The sequence below is a fragment of the Silvimonas iriomotensis genome, from assembly GCF_014645535.1.
GTDB classification, from domain to species: Bacteria; Pseudomonadota; Gammaproteobacteria; order Burkholderiales; family Chitinibacteraceae; genus Silvimonas; species Silvimonas iriomotensis.
Map to the genome: position 1 here is coordinate 148672 of NZ_BMLX01000002.1, position 22668 is coordinate 171339.

A 22668-nucleotide genomic window follows, 5' to 3' on the forward strand; every position below is an offset into this window, starting at 1 on the left:
GGGTGCAACCCAAGCTCTTGTTAGCGCCTGCGGCGCAGGGTTAAAAACATTGGATACCCGCGGTGGCGGGCGCACCCTACTTTCTTTGCTTCGCCAAAGAAAGTAGGCAAAGAAAGGCGACCCCAGCCCTGCGGCCCTCCGGGCTGCCCTCAGTCGGTCGGGAGCCTGAAGTCTCCCTCCACTTCTTCGGCGCTTGGCTTTAATGGGGGTGGTACTTCAAAAACAACTGCAACCCCAAACCCGAAAAACCGTCTGTTTGCTCAGTGCAAAACAGCGTTGTTCTATATGTTGCAATCCACCGTTAGCAGCCCTTTGGGCTGCAGACTGGATTCCCGCCTTCGCGGGAATGACGAAGTGGGAGGCCAGACCAATCAATCCTGTATAAAAATCACTTGTGCTGTTGCCGCTGATGTTTCCATTGCCGTTGCCGTTGCCGTTGCCGTTGCCATTGCCATTGCTGTTGCTATTGCTGTTGCTATTGCTGTTGCTATTGCTGTTGCCTTGGCCTTTGCAGTTGCAGTTGCCGTTGCTTTTGACTTGCCCTCCCCTTGACTGCGCCGAGCATCGCAGCAAGGCGCGGGGTTTCGGCGGAGGGGTGTCTGAGCGAAGCGAGTTCCCGTAGCCAGCCGCGCCTTGCGAGAAGCACAGGGAACCCACGTAGTGGGCGCAGTCGCAGGGGTCGCCTTTCTTTTGGGTACTTTTCTTTGGCGATCCAAAGAAAAGTACCGTGCTCCGGGCACCCCCGGTATCAAAACACCGCGCCGTCAGGCGCTAACAGCAGTCAAGTCTTTAAAGGCAGCAACAGGTGGATTGTCGCTACCGCTCCAAATCCGCCCTACCAAGCCAACCCTCACCGCAACCGCACCAACGTCGACTTCAACTCCGAATACTTCTCCAGCGCATGCAAAGACTTGTCACGCCCGTTGCCAGACTGTTTGTACCCGCCAAACGGGAAATTCATATCCCCGCCTTCGTCATAACAATTCACCCACACCGTGCCGGCGCGCAGGCGGCGGGCGCCTTCGTGGGCGGTGGTCAGGTTGCCGGTCCACAATGCAGCCGCCAGGCCGTATTCGCTGGCGTTGGCCAGGGCGATGGCTTCATCAAGCGTGTCGAACGTCACCACGGACAACACCGGGCCGAAGATTTCTTCGGCGGCGATGCGCGCTTCCTGGCTGTCCACTTCAAACACGGTCGGTTCGATGTAATAACCGCCGGTTTCCTGCAAAACGCGGTTGCCGCCGGTAACAAGGCGGGCTTCGCCGCGGCCGGTGTCGATGTAGGACATCACGCGGTCCAGCTGGATGTTGTCGACAATCGCGCCCATGGCGGTGTTCGGGTCCAGCGGGTTGCCGGGGCGCCAGCTTTTGGCTTTTTCCACCAGTTTGGCGATGAATTCATCCTTGATTGAGCGATGCACCAGCAAACGCGAGCCAGCGGTGCACATCTCGCCCATGTTGTAGAAAATGCCGCCGGCCGCCGCGCTGACGGCGCGATCCATGTCGGGGCAATCAGGCATGACGATATTGGCCGACTTGCCGCCCAGTTCCAGCCACACGCGCTTGAGGTTGGACTGGCCGCTGTGTGCCATCAGTTGCTTGCCCACGTAGGTCGAGCCGGTGAACGCCAGGCAATCGACATCCATATGCAGTGCCAGTTGCTTGCCGGCATCGCCAAAGCCTGGCAGCACGTTGAATACGCCTGCCGGAATACCGGCCTCGTACGCCAGTTGCGCCACGCGGATGGCCGACAGCGGAGATTTCTCTGACGGTTTCAGGATCACACTGTTGCCCGCAGCCAATGCCGGGCCGAATTTCCAGGCGGCCATCAGGATGGGGAAATTCCAGGGCACCACGGCGGCGACCACGCCAATGGCTTCCCGCGTGACCATGCCGACCAGATGATGATCCACCGGGGCAATTTCGCCGCCCACCTTGTCGATGGCTTCGGCATACCACTGCACGCAATACGCTGCGCCCGGGACATCCACGGTCGTGGTGTCGCCAATCGGCTTGCCGGCGTCCAGCGTTTCGAGCAGGGCGATTTCTTCCATGTGCTCGTTCAGCAGCGCGGCCCAGCGCAGCATGATTTCCTTGCGCTTGCGCGGGTTCAGACCGTTCCATACGCCCGCTTCAAAGCTGCGGCGCGCGGCAGCGACTGCGCGATCGACATCGGCCTCGCCACAATGGGCGACTTTGGTCAGCACCTTGCCATCGATGGGGCTGACGCAATCAAAGGTCTTGCCGCTGGCCGCATCCACGTAAGCGCCATCAATGAAGGCGCGGCCTTCAATCTTCAGTTCTGCGGCGCGGGCTTGCCAGTAGGCCAGGTTTTTTTCAATTGCCATGTTCATCTCCGGTTTAAACGGGAAAGAACCGCATGAAAGGTGAAAGGTGAAAAGTGAAACGGCACGTCGTCTGACTTGGGCGGCCCCGGCTTGCGGCCGGTTGTTGCGTTTCACATTTCATATCTCACATTTCATCGTTCCTCCCCTTACATCAAATCCTTCAAGCGGTACCAGGCCATCGCCAGCACCAGTGAGGGCGTGCGCAGCATGGCGCCGCCGGGGAAATCGCGGTGTTTGAGCCGGGTAAAGATATCGAAACGTTCTGCCTGACCGGCGATCGCTTCTGCCATCAATTTGCCGGCCAGCCCGGTCACGTTGACGCCGTGACCAGAGAAACCCTGGGCGAAATAAACCGTGTTGCTCAAGCGGCCAAAATGCGGCGCGCGGGTCATGGTGATATCGACAAAACCACCCCAGGCGTGGCTGATCTTCACGTCGGCCAGTTGCGGGAAGGTCTTGAGCATGTCGGCGCGCATGGCCTCAGCCAGGTTGGCCGGTTGCATGGTCGAGTAACTCACCTTGCCGCCCCAGAGAATGCGGTTGTCGACTGTGGGGCGGAAGTAATCCAGCGCAAACTGGCTGTCGCAAATGGCGGCGCCGGCAGGCATCAGTTTGTCAAAGCGTTCCTGCGGCAGTTGTTCCGTCGTGATCACATAGGTGCCCACCGGCATGATCTTGCGGTCCAGCGCGGGAGAGAGCGTGTGGATAAAGGCGTTGCAGGCCAGCACCACAAACTTTGCGTGAACTTCGCCGCCGGCCGTCTTGACGATATTGGTCTGGCCCTGCTGCAGCGATTGCGCGCAACTGCCTTCATGAATGCGGACACCGGCAGCCACGGCAGCGCGCGCCAGGCCCAGGTTGTAGTTCAACGGATGCAGATGGCCGCTGTCCTTGTCCTGCAGACCACCCAGGTAGCGGTCAGAGTCGATGAACCGGCCCATATCGGCCGCTTCAATGTATTCAAATGCGTGGTAATCAAAACGGCTGGCGGCTTCGTCACGCCAGGCCTTGAGTTCATCCACGTGGCGCGGCTTGTTGGCTGCAGTCAGGTAGCCTTCGCGCAGATCACATTCAATGTTGTGTTTTGCCACACGTTCGCGAATGATGGCGACCGATTCCAGCCCCATATCCCACACGCGTTTGACATCTTCACGCGGCAAATCACTGGCAAAGGTGTCGATCCCGCAGGCGTAACCGGCAATCATCTGCCCGCCGTTGCGGCCACTGGCGGCCCAGCCCACGCGACCGGCTTCCAGCACCACGACCGAATAACCGCGTTCGGCCAGGTTCAGCGCGGCGCTGATGCCGGTCAGACCGCCGCCCACTACCACCACGTCGGCATCGACACGGCCAGCCAGTGCCGGATGACGGGTGTGGTCATTGGCGGTGGCGGCGTAATAAGAGTCGATGTGTTCTGCGTTGGAGATCCGGGTATTCATGATTCGGTTTTCCGTGGTTTCGTTGCCAGCCTCAACATCCGTCTGGTCAGGCCATCAATTCATCATGCCTGCGCGGGCAGGCGCCAGTCGGTCAGTACAAGTGACCGCGGCAGAATGGATTCGGAGCGCAGCGAACATTCACTGGCCTGCCTCACGACGCTGCGAATCCACACTACTCACAGCAATTTCATATTCGCCCACCCGGAACTGCAGCGTGCAAAAGCCCCCGGCCTGTTCCGCCGTGCGTTTCAAATTGTTGTTCTGATTGGTTTTTCTTGATCAGATTGCGGCATCGGTCTGATGCCGCAACCTGTTCCGGATTAACGCGGTCTGATTACGCTTAGAAGGCGTAAATGAACTGCGTACCGATCATGTCATTGCTCTTGCTGTAGGTACCGTCGCTCTTGAGGAACACGTCTTCCGTGGCCCAGTCATGACGGTATTCGATCTTCATCGTGGCCTGGTCAGTTACGTACCAGATGAAGTCCAGCGCGATGTCATAACGGTTGGCGCCCTTGCAATCCAGGCCGCCGTTGGCCGAGTTGGCCACGCAAGACTGGCTCACGCCAAAGCCGTTGTGACCATCAAAGCCGCCGTCGCTCAGCACGATACCGCCACCACCACCACCGTTCTTCTGGTTGTTCAGGTAGTCAAAGCGGGCTGCCGTACCAATCTGGGCGTCTTCCAGGTGCCACTTTTGCAGACCCAGCAACGACACACCCCACCACACCGCATCGCCACCGTTGAAGGCTGCGCTGGTCTGCTTGCCGTAGTCGACTTCGGCGTTGATCTGGGTATCAGCCCAGACGTAGGTCAGGTCGCCTTCGGTGAAGTAGTAGGTGCTGAACGGATCACCCGCGTTGCACTGGTAGCCAAAGCCCGAGGTACAAGCCGAACCCACCGGCAGCGACTGACGACCAATGTTGCCGGACCAGCCCAGATCCAGACTGGAGTTCCAGGTGTAGTCCAGACGCGTGGTGAAGGTCGGGGTGTTGTTGGTCGCAAACTTCGGCTGACCTGTACCCTCGTTGGTATCGACCTGGGCGGTAGCGCCCTTGGTGCGATATTGCTCGTTGGCCAGCATGAACTTCCAGGACCAGTTGCCGGTGGAGTAATTGATACCCGCGCCGACGTAGCTACCCGGATCAGAGAAGTCATACAACAGGTTGTGGGTCAGCGTCGGCATCAAGTTCGACTGCTGAACCTCATAACCACCAAAGCTGGACATCAAACCGGCCACAAACGTGTAGCTGGTATCGATCGGCATGGTGATCACTGCCGTGTTCAGGATGTTCAGGAAGCTGTTGGAGCCATCATCGGTCGCCAGCAGGGTCGCACCGTTGCCACGGTTGGGCATGATGCTGATTTCTGCGCTAGGCGCCAGCGAACCCTGGCCAAACGTCTTCTTGATATCCAGATACACATCGCCGAACGTGCTGCCGTCGTAGTTGTACTGGCCGTTGTGGTTGGCAAACTGGAAGCCACCCGAATGCTGACCGACGTTGTAGATATAAACCGGATCAAGATAGCCCGTGACCGACAGACCGGCTGTACCACCTTCGTTCACCGTCTTGTCGATGCTGTCTTGCTTGAGTTGCAACGAAGCGATGTTCTGCTTCATCTGGTCTACATCATCCTGCGTCAGGGCCGGGGCAGTGGAAGCTGCTGCGGCGGGTACTGCGGCCGGGGCCGGAGTAGCTGCCTGTTGCGCTTGCGTATCTTTCAGTGCCTTGACTTCCTGTTGCAGGGCCTTGATTTCGGCCTTGAGCTCGTCGAGCTCGCTTTGTTTTGGCGCTGCGAACGCCATGCTGGTGGTGCTTAACCCCGCCAGCAGAACACACAATATCTTCTTGCGCATTTTCCTCATCCCAAGTGATTGAATCTGCACTCAAACAACTGCATGAAACTGTTGTTACCACTGCTTTTGCTGTTACTGCCGTGTTACGCAATACACATCAAAACCGTTTTTTGCAGGTCGTCCGCTTTGTTGTTACGGCTTGGTTGTTACTGCTGTTCATCAGCCCTTTTCTTCTGGCGCGTCACCTTGCGGCAACGCGCCCAACTTCTTTGAACCGGTTACGCCGACATCGCCATGCGCTTGCGTTCAGCCTTTTGCATGAAGTGATTGGCTGTCAGCACACCGATGGTCACCAGCGTGATGAAGATCGTCGCCAGCGCGTTCATTTCCGGATTCAGACCCAGCCGCACCCGGCTGAACACCACCAGCGGCAGCGTGGTCGAGCCCGGGCCGGAGAGGAACGCGGACAGCACCAGATCATCAATCGACAAGGTGAACGAGAGCAGCCAGCCAGAGATCAACGCCTGGCTGATCAGGGGCAGCGTGATCACGAAGAACACCTTGAACGGCGTGGCACCCAGATCCATGGCCGCGTCTTCCAGCGAGGTATCCAGTTCACGAATCCGCGACTGCACGATGATGGCGACGTACGAGATACACAGCATCACGTGGCCGATCCAGATCGTCAGCACGCCGCGCTCTGCCGGCCAGCCAATGTACTTGGCCATTTCCACGAACAAGAGCAGCAGCGAGATGCCCTGAATGACTTCCGGGATCACCAGCGGTGCGTTGATCATGGCGGTGTACAGCGCAAAGCCACGGAAGCGCCCCATGCGGGCCAGCACAAAACCGGCCCAGGTGCCGATGAACACCGACGCGAACGCCGTCATCAGACCAATCTTCAGCGACAACCAGGCGGCACTGATCAGCTCATCGTCATGCATCAGTTCGCCATACCAGCGGAACGAGAACTTCGACCACACGGTGACGAGTTGCGAATCGTTGAACGAGTACACCACAAGGCTCAGGATCGGCGCGTAGAGGAAAAAGAACCCCAGCGAGAGCACCGTAACCTGCAGGTTTTTATTGGGTTTGATCATTGGTTTTCCTGTGAGGAGGAAGGCGTGAGGGGTGAGGTGTAAACCCACACTCGCGTTCTGCCTGCCTCCTCAAACTTGTTCCCGGCAAGAAGTGCGGCACAAAGGACACGGCATGATTCCACTGCCACTTTTCGCCAGACTTCGCATGTTTTTAACCACTGAATCAGGATGACCAGACAGGAGTGTGATGTCGGATACCATTGGCAAACCACACACCTCACCCCTCCCTCCTCACACCTCACTCTTCAAGTTCTTTGGCCTGGTAGTGCTGGAATACGGCCATCGGTACCAGCAGCAGCAAGACCATGGCGCACGTCACTGCGGATGCCATCGGCCAGTCTGCGTTATTGAAGAACTCGTCCCACATCACGCGGCCGATCATGAGCGTGTCAGAACCACCCAGCAGTTCCGGAATCACGTACTCACCCACCGCCGGGATGAACACCAGCAAGCAACCGGCGATGATCCCGTTCTTGGAGAGCGGCAGCGTGATCTGCACAAACACTTTCCAGGGGCGAGCGCCCAGGTCATACGCGGCTTCAAGCAGGCGCAGGTCCATCTTCACCAGATGGGCGTACAGCGGCATGATCAGGAACGGCAGGTAGGAATACACCATGCCGATGTAGACGCCGGCGTTGGTGTGATACAGCTCGACCGGATCACGCACCAGATGCGCCCACATCAGGAACTGGTTCAGCAAACCGTTGTTCTTCAGGATGCCGATCCAGGCGTAAACGCGGATCAGGAACGACGTCCAGAACGGCAGCATCACCGCCATCATCAGGATGTTGCGGGTGGCCGGGTTGGAGCGCGCGATGTAATACGCGATCGGGTAGCCGATGATCAGACAGAAGAAGGTGGACACCGCCGCCATCTTCAAAGAACTGAGATAGGTGGCGAAATACAGGCTGTCGCTGAGCAGGAACTTGTAGTGGCCCAGCTGCAGCATGATCTGCAGCATGCCGTCCTTGATGGCTGTCAGTTCCGTATACGGCGGCACGCCAAGAACCTGGTCAGCAAAGCTGATCTTCACCACCAGCAGGAACGGCACCAGGAAGAACATGGCCAGCCAGAGGTACGGCGCGCTGATGACCAGCGTCTTGCCTTCAGGCAGCCACCGTTTAAGCTTGTTTTTGAGCTTCATGGCAGCCCCCTTACTTGGTCAGCACGACGCCCGCGGTCGGGCCCCAGGACACATACACTTCAGCGTCGTAGCCCGGCGGTTCGGTTTCGTCGAACATCAGGGTAGACACATTGGCCATGACCACTTTGCCGCTTTCCAGCTGCACGTGATAAATGGTGTAGCCACCCATGTACGCAATGTTGACCACCTTGCCGACCGAGAAATTGGTCTCTTGCGCCGGCTTGGCACGGCTGAGGACCACGCGCTCCGGACGCACGGAGATCGTCACCGGCATGCCCAGCGGGCCGGTCACGCCGTGGCTGATGAACATGCGCTGCTTGAGTTCCGGGCTTTCCACGTAGATGTGGTCCGGCTGGTCTTCAACGATGACGCCAGCAAACAGGTTGGTCGAACCAATGAAAGACGCGGCGAACTTGCTGTTCGGGTATTCGTACACTTCGTTCGGGGCGCCCAGTTGCACAATGCGCCCTTCCGACATGACAGCCAGGCGGTCGGCCATGGTCATGGCTTCTTCCTGATCGTGCGTCACCATGATGCAGGTCACGCCCACCTTGTAGAGGATGTTGACGAGTTCAATCTGCGTGCGCTGGCGGATCTGCTTGTCCAGGGCGGACATCGGTTCATCCAGCAGCAGCACCTTGGGGCGCTTGACCAGGCTGCGGGCCAGTGCGGCGCGTTGTTGCTGACCGCCAGAGAGCTGGAACGGCTTGCGCTTGGCGTACTTGCTCATCTGCACCAGGTTCAGCGCATCGGCCACGCGCTCGGCAATTTCGCCCTTGCCCACGCCTTCTTGCTTAAGGCCAAAAGCGATATTGCTTTCGACCGACATGTGCGGAAACAGCGCGTAGGACTGGAACATCATGTTCACCGGCCGCTTGTACGGCGGCAGTTTGGACATGTCCTCGCCATCAATCAGGATCTTGCCGGAGGTAATGGTCTCGAACCCGGCCAGCATGCGCAGCAGGGTGGACTTGCCACAGCCCGAGCTGCCCAGCAGGGCAAACAGCTCGTTCCTGGCCACCGACAGACTGACGCCATCCACTGCCGTGGTTTCGTCAAACTTCTTCACCACATCAATCACCTGGACAAACTTGTCGTCGGTGCTTGCGGGTTTCTTCTGTGCACTCTCGTGGGTGTTCATGATTCTGGTTTACCTGTTGCAAGTAAGGGGCTGAACGTCGGCAACAAAACCGTTCTGGTCGTTGCGCGCTGCGGCGCAGGTCAGGGCGTTTTTGTTGGCAACTTCAGAATGAAATCCGGTCCCGATAAACCCTGGATTCATTCTCAAGACGCAGGCGGGGCCTGACGGTGCCTTGAACAAGCGCCGCCTGCGGTATTGCTGTCTGGTTAATGCCGGCCGGGCAGATCACCCGGCCGCAGGGCTCAAAGGCTTAGTGACCGGACTTGTATTGCGCCCAGAGCCGGTTTTCCAGCCGCATGATTTCGGCCGGCAGCGGCTTGAGCAGGAACAGGGTCTTGGCCACTTCAGGCGGCGGGTACACCACCGGGTCATTCGCCACTTCAGGCTTCACGAACTTGCGTGCTTCCACGTTGGCGTTGGGATAGAACACCTGGTTGGTGATCTCGGCGTGGACCTGCGGGGTTTCGATGTAGTTGATCCACTTGAGCGCCGCTTCCGGGTGCGGGGCATCTTTCGGGATGGCCATGGTGTCAAACCACACCGGCGCGCCGCCCTTCGGGATGTAGTACTGGATTTCGTACGACTTGCCGGCTTCCTTGGCGCGGGACTTGGCAATCGTGACATCGCCAGACCAGCCAAAGGCAATACAGATGTCGCCACCGGCCAGATCGTTGATGTAGCCCGACGAGTTGAACTGACCAATGTACGGACGGATTTTCTTCAGTGCGTCGTACGCGGCCTGGTAGTCAGCCGGGTTGGTAGAGTTGGGATCCTTGCCAATGTAATGCAGCGCCATGGCAAATACGTCGTTGGCCTGATCCAGCATGGAGACGCCGCAGCTCTTGAGCTTGGACAGGTTCTCCGGCTTCATCAGGATGTCCCAGTTGGCCAGATCCACATCTTTACCGAGGATCGCCTTGACCTTGGTCACGTTGTAACCCAGGCCATCGGTACCATAAGCCCACGGTACCAGGTACTGGTTGCCGGGGTCAGCACCGGCCACTTGCGCCATCAGAACCGGGTCCAGGTTTTTCAGGTTGGGCAGCTTGGACTTGTCCAGCTTCATGTAGATGCCGGCCTGGATTTGCTTGGCGGCGTAGTTGGTGGTCGGTACCACGATGTCGTAACCTGCTTTGCCGGTCAACAGCTTGGCTTGCAGGGTATCGTCACCGTCGTACACGTCGTACTTCACCTTGATCCCGGTTTCCTTTTCAAAATTCGGGACCGTGTCCTTGGCGATGTAGTCCGACCAGTTGTACACATTCAGTGTGTCCGCCGCAAAGACCGGGCTGACAGCGGCTGCACACAAGCCCGTGAGGGCAAGTCGGCTCAAAGTCTTGCACTTCATCTTCTCATCTCCAATCAAAATGACGCTCGAATATCCGGCGTTAGAGCGGGCCGGGTCGCTACGACAAACAGCTGTACCGCGTGTGATGCTAAAAACCCGGAACCAGCAAGTACAACGCAGTCAGTCACGTTGCCCAGGCATGATTCCAATCTGTCGAGTCGCCCGGCCTTGAGGTCGGTGGTGTGTTCTTGTTATGTACTGCCGGGCTGGCTGGATAACGCGGCACCCTGTTTGCGGGTTGAATGCTTTTGCGCTGTCTTGCCACTTTTTTTATAAGTCACCCGTTTATTGCTTTTTAATGCTTGTTCACTGCACGTTTGCTACGTTTTTACAGATTTTCTTGACTTTCAAACAGTACACAGGGTGGATTCATGCTGACCTCCACCCTGCCTGTCTCAATACCCCAGGTCTTTGGCCGTCAGCGCAATACAGCGCGCGGCTTTGTCGACCAGTTCATCAATTTCGGTACGGCTGATCACCAGCGGCGGCGACAGCAGCATGCGGTCACCCGTTGCGCGCATGATCAGATTGTTGCCAAAACAGTGATCACGGCAGATCAGACCGACATCCCCGCCATTGGCAAAGCGTTTGCGCGGATTCTTGTCTTCACACAACTGCATGCCGGCGACCAGACCGGTGCCATGGATTTCGCCAATGATCGGGCTGTTGGAGAGCGCCTCACGCAGCGATTTCTGGAAATACGGGCCGGTTTCGTTCTTGACCTGATCAACCACGCCGCCATCACGCAAGATGGCAATATTGGCCAGCGCCACCGCTGCCGCCACCGGGTGACCGGAGTACGTCATGCCGTGGTTGAAATCGCCAGCTTCGATGATCGGCAAGGCCACGCGGTCATGAATGGCCACGGCGCCCATCGGCACATAGCCGCTGGTCAAGCCCTTGGCCAGGGTCATGATGTCCGGCTTGAAGCCAAAGTGTTGATGCGCAAACCACTCGCCAGTACGACCAAAGCCGCCAATCACTTCATCCGCGATCAACAAAATGCCGTACTTGTCGCAAATGCGCTGGATCTCTGGCCAGTAGCTGTCCGGCGGGAAAATCACACCACCGGCGCCCTGGAACGGCTCGCCAATGAAGGCAGCCACGTTCTCGGCACCCAGTTCCAGAATCTTCGCTTCCAGCTCGGCCGCGCGGGCCTTGCCGAAGGCTTCCGGCGTCACGCCTTCGGCCGCTTCGCCATACCAGTACGGCTGGTGGATGTGGACGATGTTTTCCACCTTGGAAGGCATCTGTTCGTGCATGTAACCCATGCCGCCCAGCGATGCCCCCGCGATGGTGGAACCGTGGTAACCATTGATCCGGCTGACCACCACTTTGCGTTGCGGCTTGCCTTGCGCAGCCCAGTACTGATGCACGATACGCAGCACGGTATCGTTGCCTTCAGAGCCAGAGTTGCAATAGAAGAAGTGGTTGAAACCTTCCGGCGTCAGTTCCGACAACTGTTGCGACAGCTCGATCACCGGCGGGTGGGTGGTCTTGAAGAAGGTGTTGTAGTACGGCAGTTCCAGCATCTGGCGCTGCGCGGCATCAGCCAGTTCCTGGCGGCCGTAACCCACGTTCACACACCACAGACCGGCCATGCCGTCGATGATCTTGTTGCCTTCGCTATCCCACAGGTACACGCCCTTGGCCCGGGTAATCACGCGGCTACCGGCCTTGTTGAGCGAGCCCATGTCAGAGAACGGATGCAGATGATGCGCGGCATCCAGTTGTTGCCATTCTTGCGTGGTACGTTGCGTTTGATTGAGGTTCAGCATGATCGGGTTCCTTGCATTCAATGAGGGGTCAGCGCATCACACGTACAGCAGCAGATGGCGTCGCTCCCAGGAGCTGATCACACGGAAGAATGCTTCGTATTCCGTCTCTTTCACGCTCAGGTAAGCCTGCATGAAGGCCGAACCCAGTACTTCGGGCAGCGCGGTGCTGGCACGCATCTGGGCAATGGCAGATTCCAGGTTGCGCGGCAGTTCATACGGCATGTTGTAGGCGTCGGTGCTGATCGGCTCGGTCGGGTTCAGGCGTTGCACCATGCCCAGGTAACCCGCAGCCAGCGTGGCGGCGATCGCCAGGTAAGGGTTGCAATCGACACCGGCAATGCGGTTCTCGACACGGCGGCCTTCCGGGCCGGACATCGGGACGCGCAGGCCCACGGTGCGGTTGTCGTAACCCCACTGGATGTTGATCGGCGCAGCGGTAAAGCGCGACAGACGACGATAGCTGTTCACGAACGGCGCAAAGATCGGCATCAGTTCCGGCACATAGGCTTGCAGACCGGCGATGTAGTGATAGAACAGCTCGGATTCCTTGCCATCGGCGCGGCTGAACAGGTTCTCGCCGGTGTTGATATCCACCACGCTTTGATGCACGTGCATGGCCGAACCCGGTTCGTTCTCCATCGGCTTGGCCATGAAGGTGGCATACATGTTGTGGCGCAGCGCCACTTCACGCACGGTGCGCTTGAACAGGAACACGCGGTCGGCCAGATCAAGCGGGTTGCCGTGCAGGAAGTTGATTTCCATCTGCGCGGCGCCGACTTCGTGGATCAGCGTATCGACTTCCAGATCCTGCGCTTCGCAGTAATCGTAAATATCTTCAAACAGCGGATCGAACTCGTTCACCGCTTCGATCGAGTAAGCCTGGTGGCCCACTTCCGCACGGCCGGAACGGCCAACCGGCGGTTGCAGCGGAATATCCGGGTTCTTGTTCACATCAACCAGGTAGAACTCCAGCTCTGGCGCCACAACCGGCTTCCAGCCACGTTCCTTGTACAGGTTGAGTACGCGCTTGAGTACCTGGCGCGGAGAGTATTCAACGGGCGAACCGTCAAAGTGCACGCAATCGTGGATAACTTGTGCGGTCGGGTCGATGGCCCACGGCACCACGCGAATGGCATCCGGGTCCGGTACGCAGATCATGTCCGGGTCGGTCGGGCCGGAGATGCTTTCATCATCCGGGTAATCGCCGTTGACGGTCTGGAACAGCACGGCTGCAGGCAGGCGCATGTTCTCGCCGGTTTCAAACTTGCTGCGCGGAATGATCTTGCCGCGGGCAATGCCGGTCATGTCAGGTACGACGCACTCTACTTCGGTAATGCGATGTTCTTTCAGAAAATCTGTAATTTTATCCACGATGTATCAGTCCCGTTGCAGGGCCCATTTCGATGATTAAACGCGAGGCGTCGCCTCACTGATCTTTAACCACGGAAATTGACTCTTTGGGGCGTAGCGGTTGCTACACCCTGTTTTCCCGGCGCTATCGGCCTGGGTGCCTGTTCAAACCTGTGCCGCGATTGCGGCTGCCGTTGAACGGCCCCTACTTCTCTTTTTCTGCCCTCCTTTGCCGGCACGCGTCGCCAAACGCCTTGAACATGGCGACCGACAGCGGACTATTTGCAAATTGCCATTCCGGGTGCCATTGCACCGCAAAGGCAAAACTTCTTGCGCCCTTGACGCTGAAGGCTTCCACGAGGCCATCGGGCGCAATCGCTTCAACCTGGGCGGCCGGGGCCAGTTGTTGCACCCCCTGGTTATGCAGTGAATTGACCGTCACCAAACCGGGCTGATACCAGCCGGCCAGTTTGCCGTCGGGCACAATGGTGATTTCGTGGGCCGGGCCGTACTGCACTTCCAGCGGATCTTCTTCGCGTTCGCGGTGGCTGAGCATGCCGGTGACTTCATGCACCTTCTGATGCAGCGTACCGCCCAGTGCGACGTTGATTTCCTGGAAACCGCGGCAGATGCCGAACACCGGAACACCGGCGTCGATGGCAGCGCGGATCAAAGGCAGGCTGGTGGCATCGCGGGCAGGATCATGCAGGGTGCCCGGCGCACTACCCGGGCCGGAATAGTGATGGGGTTCTACGTTGGAGGGGCTACCGGTGAACATCAAGCCGTCACACAGTGCCAGAGTCTGTTCAATGGATTGCTGACCGGACAGCGCCGGCAGCACCACCGCAAAGGTCTCGGCGCCATCCACAGCGGCAGCGACATACTTGTTGCCGGCACAGTGAAACGGGTGAAGACCGATCATCTTGAGGTCAGCGATGACGCCAACCACAGGTTTATTGCCAGTTTGAGGGTTCGGTTTACTCATGGGATCACCATGTCTGTTCCGGCGCCCTGCCACTCCACGACGATTGTCAAAACCCTGCCGACTTCATTGCCGGCGCACTACGCCGGGGTTTGACAGCCGCCCTGTTGCATCAGGGCGCATTGTGCGGACGAATCCGCGTTTTGCGCCTGGACAAGTCAACGTTTTGTCCGGCTGAAATCACTTGAAACCTGTATCGCGGCGCACCGGCATCTTTCCCGGCCACATGTCACCCAGAGGGTGTCAAACGCCTGCAATATTCATGTGTTCAAGTGCTTGCTGGAGAATCGCGCCGGTTATGCCTTTGTGGCCCGGCAGCGGCCTCACATCAGGATGTCTGACATCTGTACCTGCGCTTTTGTGCTGCCGGTCAGGCGTCTTGTTTTGCATCCCGTGGAAGCCATTCTGCCTGGGTGTCTTGCTGGGGCAAGAGAGAGAAATCGGTCAGGCAGGAGATAAATCCGGCCAACTTGCACGGATTTGGGTGGCCGAAATTGTGGGGTCAGGTTGGGGGTTGGGTGGGGCCTGGGGTTAGTACTGATGGGGTTGTTTGCTTTGGTGGAAATGGGTGGTTGGCTGGTTGCTGCAGGTGGCCTTTTGCCAGCATGCGCGCTGGTTTGAAATCTTGTGCCAAACCTGGTGGCGATCATTCGTACCAATTCATACTAATTCGTTCCACTGCGATCCACCACCCCTACTGACTCGTCATTTCTGCGAAGGCAGGAATCCAGCCTGGCCGCTGCAGGTGGCCTTTTGCTGGCATGCGCGCTGGTTTGAAATCCTGGGCCAACCCTTGTGCCGGTCATTCGTACCAATTCATACCAATTCGTACCACTGCGATCCACCACCCCCTACTGACTCGTCATTCCTGCGAAGGCAGGAATCCAGTCTGGCCGCTGCAGGTGGCCTTTTGCCGGCATGGGCGCTGGTTTGAAATCCTGGGCCAACTCTGGCCGCGATCATTCGTACCAATTCATACTAATTCGTGCCACTGCTATCCACCACCCCACTGACTCGTCATTCCTGCGAAGGCAGGAATCCAGCTGCGATGTGGGCGTGGGGGCTGTTGCAAAACCTTTAGCCACTGTTAGCGCCTGCGGCGCGGGGTTAAAGGCATTTGATACCGGCGGTGGCCGGAGCACCCTACTTTCTTTGCTTCGCCAAAGAAAGTAGGCAAAGAAAGGCGACCCCAGCCTGGCGGCCCTCCGGGCTGCCCTCAGTCGGTCGGGAGCCTTGGGTCTCCCTCCACTCCTTCGGCGCTTGGCTTTAACGGGGGAGGCAAGTCAAAGGCAACTGCAACCCCAACTGCAACTGCAACTGCAACGGCGACCCCAACGGCGACCCCAACATCCAGAACCCTGCTGCAAAGCGGGCTGCGACTGCATGTACCATTGCCGCAACAACTCAAGCCCCACCGCTTAGTAACGCCCGACCACGACGATCCAGCATTCGCAGCGATCCAGTCCAGCCCTCCCCTGCAAGCATAAACAAAAACCCTGTGCGCCTTCGTCCAGGGCAGCACAGGGTTTTGTGCAGCAAACATCCAGTTGGCGGTGTTACACCGACAGGACTACTGACTTTTCCACCGGCATCGCGCGGTATTCGCTTGGACATTGGCCGGTCCAGCGGCGGAAGGCGTGGCGGAAGCTGGCGGTTTCGCTGTAGCCGAGTTTTTCTGCGATATCGGCCACCGGCAACGCGGTGCGGGAGAGGTATTCCAGCGCTTTGTCGCACAGGGCCTGGTCCAGCAGAGCCTGGAATTTGACGCCGCGTTCGTCCAGCCGGCGGCGCAGGGTGCGCTCGGACATGAAGAGTTCGCTGGCCACGTTGGTCAGTTGGTTGTACTTGAGCGGGTCGGCCGAGATCAGTCGCAGTGCTTTGGTGATCACGTCCAGGTTGCTGTTGTTCTGCCAGGTGCGCTGCAGTTGGGCGCATTGCTGACGCATGACCTGGTAGCTGAACGGGTCGGCCAGTGGCAGCGGGCTGGAGAGTAGCTCGGCCGGGAAATACAAGCCGCTTTCCGGCCGGTCAAAATAGGTGGAACAGCCGAAAATCTGCCGGTAGGCTGCGGCGTGCTCTGGCTTGCCGTGGCGCAGGGCGACGCAGTCGGGGCTGATCTTGTCGGCCATGACGTCACAGACCACGGCCCACAACGCCGCCAGGCACATGTCGGTGTTCCAGATTTCCAGATCGGGCCGGTAACGGTAGTCATCCAGCGTGATCGACGCGGCGTAGCCTTCTACTTTGAGCGAGACGTCAAAGTAAGAGCCAAACAGCACCGGGTAATCAAAGATGCATTGCAGGGCGTCCAGCAAGGTCGGGCTGACCAGCATGGCGTAACCCAGCAAGCCGAAACTGGAGACGCGCAAGGCGTTGCCAATCTGCAGGCCCAGAGAATCATCAGCGGTCAGCGCGCGCGCATTGGCAGAGACGATCTGCTCTTGCGCGTGGGTGACCATCAAAGTGGTGTCTTGCAGCCCGGCCGCGGTAATGCCGCTGCCTGCCAGTACCCGTTCCGGGTCAATATCGCGGCGTGCGGTCAGCCGTGCGATGGTGGAGATGGTTTGAAGTGTCGACGGCACCAGCGCCGCCGAAGACTGCACACATGATCCCGAGCGTTTCATGTTGTATTTCCTGTGAAATCACTTTTCTCTCGTCCGTACAGCGCCGCCTGCCTCGGTCGCGACGCTGCGTTGTCTTTGGCATGCCAGACATCAAAAGGCATGCACGCGCGGTTTTGAGATTGCGAGGGCCATCCAACCCTCAGTCGAAATCGCGGTTTTAACTGCTGTCTTGCCGGTTTCGATCAAATTTAGTGCGGTGCCAACCTAAAGCGTATTGACCGCCATCAATACGCTCACGGTTTATTCTTGTGTGTTCTAACCTTATGCGAGCCGCCCGGACAAAACCAGTGCCGCATGAAAGGTTGATGCTTTAGTGCCACGGGCCAGCGATATCTGACGACAGGTGCCAAGTAGCATTCAGGCACCCCCTGGACAGCCTCGCAAAAAGCGTGCCATTCGTCAGATATGACGCAGCAATAGCCGCATCGCGTCGCCAGTCAGCGCCTTGCACCAAGGCGTGCCACACACCGGAAAAATGCACCGCAATTGTGCAATCTGTCCTGTCAATAAAATGCAAAAAGAGCAGCCGTGGCTGCTCTTTTTTCGTTAACGCCTGCAAACACCCGTCCGGCTTACAGACCAGCCAGACACAGGTATTTGAGTTCAACGTAGTCATCAATCCCGTGATGCGAGCCCTCGCGGCCCAGACCGGATTGTTTGACACCGCCAAACGGCGCGACTTCCGAGGAGATAATCCCGGCGTTGATCCCGACCATGCCGTATTCCAGCGCCTCGCCCACGCGGAAAATGCGGCCCACATCGCGCGAGTAGAAATAACTGGCCAGGCCGAACTCGGTATCGTTGGCCATGGCAATAGCCTCTTCTTCGGTCTCGAACTTGAACAGCGGCGCCATCGGGCCGAAGGTTTCTTCTTTGGCCACCTTCATCGCCGGCGTCACGCCCGTGATCACGGTCGGCTCAAAGAAGCTCTGGCCCAGAGGATGGCGCTTGCCGCCCAGAATCACCTGCGCGCCCTTGGCGACGGCGTCGGCAATATGTTCTTCCACCTTGGCGACGGCGTTTTCATCAATCAGCGGGCCTTGCGTCACGCCGGCTTCAAACCCGTTACCCACCTTGAGCTTGCCCACGGCGGCAGCCAGTTTGGCAGCAAATGCGTCATACACACCGGCCTGCACCAGCAAGCGGTTGGCACACACGCAAGTCTGACCGGCGTTGCGGTATTTGGACGCAATCGCCCCTTCAACCGCGGCATCCAGATCGGCATCGTCAAACACAATGAACGGCGCGTTGCCACCCAGTTCCATGGAAAGCTTCTTGACCGTATCGGCCGACTGGGCAATCAACTTGCGACCAATTTCGGTCGACCCGGTAAACGACAACTTGCGCACGATCGGGTTGGCGGTCAGTTCGCCACCAATGGCAGCGGCAGAACCCGTTACCACGCTGAATACGCCAGCCGGTACACCGGCGCGCTCTGCCAGCACCGCCAGCGCCAGCGCCGACAGCGGCGTTTGCGTGGCAGGCTTGAGCACCATCGGGCACCCTGCGGCCAGCGCCGGGCCAACCTTGCGGGTAATCATGGCCGACGGGAAATTCCACGGCGTAATCGCGGCGGTCACGCCAACCGGCTGCTTGATCACCAGGAACCGACGATCCGACGCCGGAGCCGGAATGATCTCGCCATCAATACGGCGGGCTTCTTCAGAGAACCATTCCAGATAACTGGCTGCATAGGCGATCTCGCCCTTGGCTTCCGCCAGCGGCTTGCCTTGTTCTGCGGTGAGGATGGTGGCCAGGTCATCGACATTGGCCAGCATCAGGTCATTCCAGCGGCGCAGAATGGTGGCGCGCTCTTTGGCGCTCTTTTTGCGCCAGGCCGGCCAGGCCGCATTGGCCGCATCAATGGCGCGGCGGGTTTCAGCCGCACCCATTTTCGGGATGGTGGCAATGATCTCGCCCGTGGCCGGGTTGTTGACCGGGACGGTTTCTTTATTGTCTGCGTCTTGCCACTGGCCGTTGATATAGCACTGCTGGCGCAGGAGAGAGGGGTCTTTCAGGTTCATGTTGTGTTCTCCTTGTGGTGTTGGTTTTTTCCGGGCTGGTGGTTTGCCAGCCTGGCGTATCTGTTCGATGCCGGTTTTTAGCCCGGTGCTGCTGATTGTTAGCGCCTGCGGCGCGGCTGTTTACATGTCGGGGATTGCCCGACAGCAAGGACCTTTCTTTTGGGTCGCCAAAAGAAAGGTCCCAAAGAAAAGGCGACCCCTGCGACGGCGCCCTTCGGGTTCCCTGCGCTTCTCGCGAAGTCCGGCTGGCTCCAGGGAACTCGGCCTTTGGCCTCAAACACCCTTACGCCGCAACCCCGGACTTCGCTGCGATGCTCGGCGCGGTCAAGGGGACAACAGCCAAACCCACTGTGTGCTAGCGCTCCTGGTTCTTGCTGTTGTACTTGGGTTGGATTTTGGGGTTGGCGTTGTTTTTGACATTTCTCCCCCATTAAAGCCAAGCGCCGAGGGCGTGGAGGGAGACCTTGGGCTCCCGACCAACCGAGGGCAGCCCGGAGGGCCGCCAGGCTGGGGTCGCCTTTCTTTGCTTACTTTCTTTGGCGACGCAAAGAAAGTAAGGTGGTCCGGGCACCCCCGGTATGAAATGCCTTTACTCGCGCCGAAGGCGCTAACCAAACGCCTTCAACCGCCTCAGGCAAACCACCACCGCTCAAGCCTTCTGCAAAGCCTTGCCCAGCTTGGCCAACCCCTCCGCGAACACATCATCCTCAATCGTCAGCGGAAACAAGAACCGCAACACATTCGAATACACCCCGCAAGACAGCAAAATCAAACCGTCCTGCAACGCAATCGTCTGCACGCGCTTGGCAAAATCCGCATCCGGCTCACCCGTTTGCGGGTTGATGAACTCGGCGGCGACCATGGCACCCGGGCCGCGCACGTCGGCAATCTGCGGCACAACGTTGCGCAACTCGTTCAGGGTGGCTTTCAGTTTGTCACCCAATTGATTGGCGCGTTCCACCAGTTTTTCAGATTCGATCACATCGATCACGGCATGGGCCGCAGCAATGGCCAGCGGGTTGCCGGCGTACGTGCCGCCCAGGCCGCCGGGGTTCGGGGCGTCCATGATTTCGGCGCGGCCGGTCACGGCAGAGAGCGGGTAACCACCGGCCAAAGATTTGGCCATGGTCATCAGGTCTGGCAGCACGTCGTAATGGTCCATGGCAAACAGCTTGCCGGTACGGCCAAAGCCGGTCTGGATTTCGTCGGCAATCAGCAGAATGCCGTGCTCATCACAGATCTTGCGCAGGGCGCTCATGAATTCGGCAGGGGCGACGTAGAAACCGCCCTCGCCTTGCACCGGTTCCAGAATGATCGCGGCCACGCGCTTGGGGTCGATGTCGGCCTTGAACAGGTCGTTCAGGGCTTTCAGGGCCATTTTGGTGGTCACACCATGCAGTTCACACGGGAACGGCGCGTGGTGGATTTCGGAGGGGAACGGACCAAAACCAACCTTGTACGGCACCACTTTGCCGGTCAGCGCCATACCCATCATGGTGCGACCATGAAAACCGCCGTTGAAGGCGATCACGCCGGCACGGCCAGTCGCGGCGCGGGCGATCTTGATGGCGTTTTCCACGGCTTCAGCGCCGGTAGAGAAAAACGCGGTTTTCTTGGCGTGGCTGCCGGGGGTCAGGGTGTTCAGGCGCTCGGCCAGGGCCACGTAGGATTCATACGGCACCACTTGATAACAGCTGTGGGTGAAGGCATTCAGTTGCTCGCCCACGGCGGCGGTGATTTTCGGGTGGCAGTGGCCGGTGTTCAGCACGGCAATGCCGCCAGCGAAGTCGATATAACGGTTGCCTTCCACATCCCACAGTTCAGAGTTGCGGGCGCGTTCGACAAAGAACTGGGCCATGACGCCCACGCCGCGCGGCGTGGCTGCGTTCTTGCGGGCAAACAGATCAGCATTGGACATGATGGTGTTTCCAGTGAAATACGTGATGCGTTGATAGTGGGTCGGCGCGCTACCCAAACCCGCCTTGACATGGCCCCATGCAAAAGCGGTTTGGGTAGCTACCCGGCTGTAGCGACAGAAGTTGAAACCGAATATAGTCAGCTTTGGTTCTGACCAGAAGAGCCATTTTTTTCTAAAATATGGAGCCACTTTGCGTACCAGCCTGCTTTCTGACTGGCTTGCCCAGCGCCTGGATAAAACCGGCGCAGAGCCCGCGTACCGCCAGTTACAACGTTTGTTGCGTGAAGCCATCCTGGCGCATGAATTACCCGCCGGCCGCAAGCTGCCCTCTTCCCGCATGTTGTCGACTGAACTGGGTATTGCGCGCAACACCGTGATCCAGGTGTACGAACAACTGGCGGTGGAAGGCTTCTTGCTGGCCGGTACCGGCAGCGGCACTTTTGTGGCTGACAGCACGCCAGACCAGCAAATGCTGGGCAATGCCGCGACCGATGCCGACGGCGAGACCGGGCGGTTGTCGCAACGCGGGCAGCGGTTGGTGGCGTCAGCCGGCGTGTCGCGGCGGCAATGGGGCGCGTTCGTGCCGGGCGTGGCCGATGTCACGCGTTTTCCGGCAGCGGTATGGAGCCGCCTGCAGGCGCGGCATATGCGCAATCCGCAACCGGAACTCTTGAGCTACGCCCCGCCTGGTGGCCACGCGCCGTTGCGGGCGGCGCTGGCCGACTATTTGCGCAATGCGCGTTCGGTGCGGTGTGAGCCAGAGCAGATCATCATCACCACCGGCATTCACCAGTCGGTTGATCTGGCGGTGCGCTTGCTGTGCGATCCGGGTGATGAAGTGTGGACGGAAGACCCCTGTTACTGGGGCGTGCGCAGCGTGATGCAGGCATCCGGTTTGCATCTCAAACCGATCCCGGTGGATCAGGAAGGCATCTGCCCGTCACCGGAAGACCTTGCCCGGCCGCCGCGCATGATGCTGGTCACGCCATCGCACCAGTACCCGCTGGGCATGGTGATGAGTCTGGCACGGCGGCGCATGCTGCTGGAGTTCGCCCGCCAGCGCGATTGCTGGATTATCGAAGACGATTACGACAGCGAGTTCCGCTACGCCAACCGGCCGCTGATGTCGCTGCAAGGCATGGATGACGCCAACCGCGTGATCTACGTCGGCAGCTTTGGCAAGATCCTCTACCCGGGCTTGCGCATTGGCTATCTGGTGGTGCCGCCCGCCCTGGCCGAGCCCTTTGCCGTGGCGCTGGCCGAGTTATACCGCGAGGGCCAGTTGCTGCAACAAGCCGTGCTGGCCGACTTCATTGCCGAGGGCCACTTTGGCGCGCACATCCGCCGCATGCGCAATGTCTACGGCGCCCGGCGCGAGGCGCTGATGCACGAGATCTCGCGCCATTTTGGCGACGACGTGCCGGTGCGTGGCGATGAAGCCGGGCTGCACCTTGTGGCCTCCCTGCCCGGCCGTATCAATGACCGCCAGCTTGCCCACGACGCGCTGGCAGCCGGCATCGTCACCCGGCCGTTGTCCGGTTACTACAGTCAGGCCGACGCCGCCACGCGCGGGTTGCTGCTGGGCTACGCCTGCGTGCAGGATGAAGACATCGCCAGACATTTCTCCACCCTGGCCAGGGTGATGGAAGGACACCTGCAACTTGCGTAAATCTCG

15 protein-coding genes are annotated in these 22668 nt (G+C 59.0%); 2 read left to right on the forward strand and 13 right to left on the reverse strand.

The window, feature by feature from the left end; translation table 11 throughout:
• The first annotated feature begins 354 nt into the window (after positions 1 to 354).
• Positions 355 to 552: a hypothetical protein gene (locus tag IEX57_RS07230; protein ID WP_188703620.1), complete on the forward strand. Its 198-nt coding sequence runs from the start codon at positions 355 to 357 to the stop codon at positions 550 to 552.
• 298 nt (positions 553 to 850) lie between these two features.
• Here IEX57_RS07230 and IEX57_RS07235 read toward each other — a convergent pair whose 3' ends face one another.
• From IEX57_RS07235 to IEX57_RS07295, 13 genes are all read right to left on the reverse strand, one after another.
• Complete coding sequence (locus tag IEX57_RS07235) at positions 851 to 2347, reverse strand: aldehyde dehydrogenase (RefSeq protein WP_229708903.1); 1497 nt, start codon at positions 2345 to 2347, stop codon at positions 851 to 853.
• 146 nt (positions 2348 to 2493) lie between these two features.
• Entirely contained in the window at positions 2494 to 3786 is a 1293-nt protein-coding gene (locus IEX57_RS07240) for an NAD(P)/FAD-dependent oxidoreductase (protein WP_188703622.1), read from the reverse strand.
• A 340-nt stretch (positions 3787 to 4126) separates the two neighbouring features.
• Positions 4127 to 5644, reverse strand: coding sequence for a DUF3138 family protein (locus IEX57_RS07245; protein ID WP_188703623.1), 1518 nt, complete (start codon positions 5642 to 5644; stop codon positions 4127 to 4129).
• A 218-nt stretch (positions 5645 to 5862) separates the two neighbouring features.
• On the reverse strand, positions 5863 to 6684 hold the full coding sequence (locus IEX57_RS07250; RefSeq protein ID WP_229708904.1) for an ABC transporter permease subunit: 822 nt from the start codon (positions 6682 to 6684) through the stop codon (positions 5863 to 5865).
• A gap of 238 nt (positions 6685 to 6922) precedes the next feature.
• Positions 6923 to 7828 (reverse strand): ABC transporter permease subunit, encoded by a 906-nt coding sequence (locus IEX57_RS07255; protein ID WP_188703624.1) that lies wholly within the window; start codon positions 7826 to 7828, stop codon positions 6923 to 6925.
• Positions 7829 to 7838: 10 nt separating this feature from the next.
• Positions 7839 to 8969, reverse strand: a complete 1131-nt coding sequence (locus IEX57_RS07260) for an ABC transporter ATP-binding protein (RefSeq protein ID WP_188703625.1) — start codon at positions 8967 to 8969, stop codon at positions 7839 to 7841.
• A 250-nt stretch (positions 8970 to 9219) separates the two neighbouring features.
• Positions 9220 to 10302, reverse strand: coding sequence for a polyamine ABC transporter substrate-binding protein (locus tag IEX57_RS07265; RefSeq protein ID WP_229708905.1), 1083 nt, complete (start codon positions 10300 to 10302; stop codon positions 9220 to 9222).
• Positions 10303 to 10712: 410 nt separating this feature from the next.
• On the reverse strand, positions 10713 to 12095 hold the full coding sequence (locus tag IEX57_RS07270) for an aspartate aminotransferase family protein (RefSeq protein WP_188703627.1): 1383 nt from the start codon (positions 12093 to 12095) through the stop codon (positions 10713 to 10715).
• Between the two features lie 36 nt (positions 12096 to 12131).
• Positions 12132 to 13469 carry a glutamine synthetase family protein gene (locus IEX57_RS07275; protein ID WP_373285181.1) on the reverse strand — a complete coding sequence of 446 codons (1338 nt, stop codon included), beginning with the start codon at positions 13467 to 13469 and terminating at the stop codon, positions 12132 to 12134.
• Between the two features lie 181 nt (positions 13470 to 13650).
• Positions 13651 to 14430: a gamma-glutamyl-gamma-aminobutyrate hydrolase family protein gene (locus tag IEX57_RS07280; protein WP_188703629.1), complete on the reverse strand. Its 780-nt coding sequence runs from the start codon at positions 14428 to 14430 to the stop codon at positions 13651 to 13653.
• 1553 nt (positions 14431 to 15983) lie between these two features.
• Positions 15984 to 17051: an AraC family transcriptional regulator gene (locus IEX57_RS07285; RefSeq protein WP_188703630.1), complete on the reverse strand. Its 1068-nt coding sequence runs from the start codon at positions 17049 to 17051 to the stop codon at positions 15984 to 15986.
• A gap of 572 nt (positions 17052 to 17623) precedes the next feature.
• Positions 17624 to 19075, reverse strand: a complete 1452-nt coding sequence (gabD, locus tag IEX57_RS07290; RefSeq protein WP_188703631.1) for an NADP-dependent succinate-semialdehyde dehydrogenase — start codon at positions 19073 to 19075, stop codon at positions 17624 to 17626.
• A gap of 649 nt (positions 19076 to 19724) precedes the next feature.
• Complete coding sequence (locus IEX57_RS07295) at positions 19725 to 20993, reverse strand: 4-aminobutyrate--2-oxoglutarate transaminase (RefSeq protein ID WP_188703632.1); 1269 nt, start codon at positions 20991 to 20993, stop codon at positions 19725 to 19727.
• Between the two features lie 190 nt (positions 20994 to 21183).
• Between IEX57_RS07295 and pdxR the strand changes: the two genes are divergently transcribed.
• Positions 21184 to 22662 carry a MocR-like pyridoxine biosynthesis transcription factor PdxR gene (gene pdxR, locus IEX57_RS07300; protein ID WP_188703633.1) on the forward strand — a complete coding sequence of 493 codons (1479 nt, stop codon included), beginning with the start codon at positions 21184 to 21186 and terminating at the stop codon, positions 22660 to 22662.
• The last annotated feature ends 6 nt before the right edge of the window (positions 22663 to 22668 follow it).